At 35.2% G+C, this 3,625-nt stretch carries 4 protein-coding genes and 1 pseudogene; all 5 read right to left on the reverse strand.

The window, feature by feature from the left end; genetic code table 11:
* A partial coding sequence (locus tag B3X18_RS08445) for a hypothetical protein (RefSeq protein ID WP_034688986.1) occupies positions 1-338 on the reverse strand: 338 nt, incomplete at its 3' end.
* Positions 339-346: 8 nt separating this feature from the next.
* Positions 347-1,714: a DUF4062 domain-containing protein gene (locus B3X18_RS08450; protein WP_005015566.1), complete on the reverse strand. Its 1,368-nt coding sequence runs from the start codon at positions 1,712-1,714 to the stop codon at positions 347-349.
* A 124-nt stretch (positions 1,715-1,838) separates the two neighbouring features.
* Positions 1,839-2,054 (reverse strand): annotated as a pseudogene (locus B3X18_RS15260) (SAM-dependent methyltransferase); the annotation flags it as partial.
* Positions 2,055-2,272: 218 nt separating this feature from the next.
* A complete protein-coding gene (locus B3X18_RS08460; RefSeq protein WP_005015568.1) occupies positions 2,273-2,503 on the reverse strand; it encodes a helix-turn-helix transcriptional regulator in 231 nt (76 codons plus the stop codon).
* Positions 2,504-2,570: 67 nt separating this feature from the next.
* Positions 2,571-3,503: a hypothetical protein gene (locus B3X18_RS08465; protein WP_005015570.1), complete on the reverse strand. Its 933-nt coding sequence runs from the start codon at positions 3,501-3,503 to the stop codon at positions 2,571-2,573.
* Positions 3,504-3,625 lie beyond the last annotated feature (122 nt).

Below are 3,625 nucleotides of genomic sequence, written 5' to 3' on the forward strand. Positions count from 1 at the left end.
ACAAAATTATTTACAGGCTCTTCTATAAATTTACGTCCAGATTTATATAGTCTAATAATTTGATCTAAATTAATTAACCGAGCCTCATGTAACTTTACTAGATAACAAATAAAATCATAGTCAACATAATCCAACCTAGCTAGTTCTTGTGCTGCCCTATCAAGAACTAATCTCCTAACTCCATATTTCTCAAAAAAGTTTTCGAAAAATCTATTTGTTGAATCAAGTTTAGCCGTATAATCTTTATGCGCCAAAGCTGTGATTTCTTGTCGTTTAAAAAATATACCAATAATTCCAACTAAGGCACCAAGCAGTCCAACGATATGAGTAATTTCCATTAGCCCCTCTAAGCAGTAACAACTACTGGTATTTCAAAAGAAATAGGATCTGTATATTCCGCACACATAATATTTATTTTTATTACACCTTCATCAATAGCGTTAGGAACTAGATAATAATTATCAAATTTTATTTTTCTTGTATGTAAAAGTGAATTAGTTGTAATGTAAATAGTATTTTCATCGGAGTAGCTATCACTTAAGCCCATATTTACTTTTGGCATTAAACTTCCGTAATCTATAGTCGCTAAGTTTTTTAACACTCCTGACATATATTCCTGCTGTCTTGCCTCGGGTGACTTAATATTTGGAATCAAACTTTTCTGTATGTTCTTTTGATACCATTTAATATCTTCATCAGATTTATCATCAATAATTGTAATAAAATTTGGAAATTCGATTTCTACACTAATCATGTTAGCCAAATTATTACCAATATTTTCAACAGCAATATTTAACTGACTTGATCTTACTTCTAACTGATGAAGTGCTCTTAAAGCGTGATTATGATTATTTATATCTACTTCTGAAATAGCATCAACTTCATCATTATATTCTTGAATATATTTTTTTATATCATGCATTCCCAAAATTGAATGAGTTGTCAATAAATCTCCTGCACGTCGCATTTCCATGCGAGTGGAAATTCTTTCAGGTTTTTCATAGTAGTCATCCTCCCTTAATTTGAACCAAAATAGCTCTATTTGATCAAACTCTTCTATTGAAGTATTCGCTATGTCATTAATGCTTACTTTAAGTAAAGGTTGTTTTACTTTAATCGACTCTTTAATACGTTCATTTTCTTCGCGGAGTTTTCTATTTTCCTCACTGAGCTTAGCTAGTTCTTCAGCAAGTTGACCTGAAATTTGGTTTCCTCTGATCCAACCGCCCCCCCGATGCTTTCTCATGTTTTTATAAAGTGAATTTGAAATCTTATGTTTTAAATCATCTACCGTATCCCAAAATTCGCACAAACGATCAGTCAGAACCTTTTCTCGAAAACGCTGTAGTTTATCAATATTTTCATTGTTAGCATCTCGTTCATGCGGGCGTGTAGGAACATTATCATTACGAACAAAACAAAGTATCTTTAACCCTTTACTGATAGCGTAATCGAACTCTTTTTCTGTAAAGCTAATCCCATCTTGTTTCGAGATCGAACCGTATCGATGACCCAATATTAAAATATAAAAATCACTTGAATCAATTAAATCTTTAATAATTGTCCATTGCTCATCATTATCAGCACCAAATAATTCCATACCTACTGGAAAGTTATAAGATTCTAAAACAGTATTAATTGCGGCACTTCGCGCTTCTATTAAATCTGTATATGTTGAACTAATAAATACTTGGTACTTCGTATCTTGACTCATTTTTTCTTTATAAAATAAACATTGAATTAATTAATATTTATAGCATCTCAACAAAGTTAGATAAATACATATGTATTAGATAATTTCTTGCTTTTAAACTAAAACAGCACAGCATGGTTTTATGTTATGAATACAATTCCTGCCTAAATAGAACCTCCGCTTGAGCATCATTTAAATCAGTAAATTGACGACCGTTCTTTTCTCGATCACTGTCGCCATAGTTAAATGACATATAAAGCACACCATTTGGTTTCAAGGCAATTATCAACTTTCCTATGACTTCAGCTAAGCATTCACGCTCACAATGCAATAAAGAGGCACATGCCCAGACCCCATTATAAGCCTCATGCTCATAAGCACCTCGTTAATTAGCCATTTTATCTAACTAAAAGTTGTCTACAAAATCGGTGGCTATTCATATCAACTTCAAACGTTGAAGCTGTAAATTCTTCTGCATTCTTATTGTAGTAGTCTATTGTTTTAATTACGAATACTTAGGCTAAAAATCACAATTAGTCTACTAAAAAACAAAAAAATAAGGGAGCAAAAACTCCCTTTCTATTCACGGCTCGCCAACTTATTTTCAATCCACTGATGAATTTCATAAGCAGACCAACCGATACGATTCTGTGTAATTTTTACTTTTTTGGGAAAAGTCGGATCATAGTAAGGTGAGTATTCATCCATCATTTCATAGATTGTTGATCTACCTACACCAACAAATTTAATAACTTCTTTAATACTAATCAGTTGATTCATTTGAAAAGTTTGTCCAACAAACGCATTCATGAAATTTACTCCAAATCAATAATGCGAGCGTTACTGCTCAAATAATCAGGAGATCTGTAAAAATTAACTAATTCACTGCCCTCACACTCCCCTGTAACTCTTTATGCATATCCTGTACAAATCCATCATCTTGATTGAATTTAGGCTTTGCCTTAGTTTTTGAGTCAGTCTGAGTTTGTTCAGACTCAACAACCTCATCCGAGTAAAACTCCTCAACCAAATCCAATCCTTCCTCCGCATTCACCTCAAACTGTGCATTACTCAAGCCTAGTCGTGCTATTGCGTCCAAGGCATTTTGATTGAAGCCTACGGTTTTACTTTGTTGGTCAATCTCCTTGGCAGTTTGAATCGCTTGTTGAAGGTTTGTGCCATCTCGTAAGGTTAAATCCACATAATACACCGGCTGACGATAGCTTTGCGTAGTGGACTTTCCCCGAAGTGTCAGTTGTAGCGGTAGACATGACAGTAAGCCACCCGATGCCGCATGGTAATAGTTGAGTCTTGCTGCCAAAGTACGAATACTATTAAAACTTGTGGTTCTAAAGATGAATGTACCCAACTCATCGGATTCATCTAAATTCACATAGAGTCGGCCATACGGTTTACACAGCCCTCCTTGGGCCAATGCACATAAATCTGGAGATGGACAAGGATGATGCTCAACCCCTTGATGGGTCAGTCGCTGGCAAGTTTCTCCATTACCCACACAAACAGGTCTACCCGTTTGACGGTCAAATAGGCTGTACTCTGCACGAAGATTGAGTTCAGGATCATTAAAGATCATCCGCACTGGAATGGTTCTGATTTTTTGATTGGGTGCTTTAACTCGAAGTTGTTCATCGAGTGGATGTTTGACCCAACCACTGTCCTTATTTTGGATTTGGCTGGTAATGGTAAATTGGTCATCCTTTTCAGGGATGCGTTTACCATTTTTCTCAACCCTCTTACCGATACTGATCCGTCCTAGTATTGGCGGTGTAATCGCTAAACCTTTGATCATATTGATTTCCTCTTTTTGTAAATTGAATAGGCATAAAAAAGCCCATGCTGTAGGCATGGACTCTGATATAAGCTTGTGTGATTGAATTACTGGCTTGATGCTTGGCAGAGTAAAACTTGAAG

This window comes from Acinetobacter sp. UBA6571, from assembly GCF_002434085.1.
Taxonomy (GTDB): Bacteria; Pseudomonadota; Gammaproteobacteria; order Pseudomonadales; family Moraxellaceae; genus Acinetobacter; species Acinetobacter radioresistens.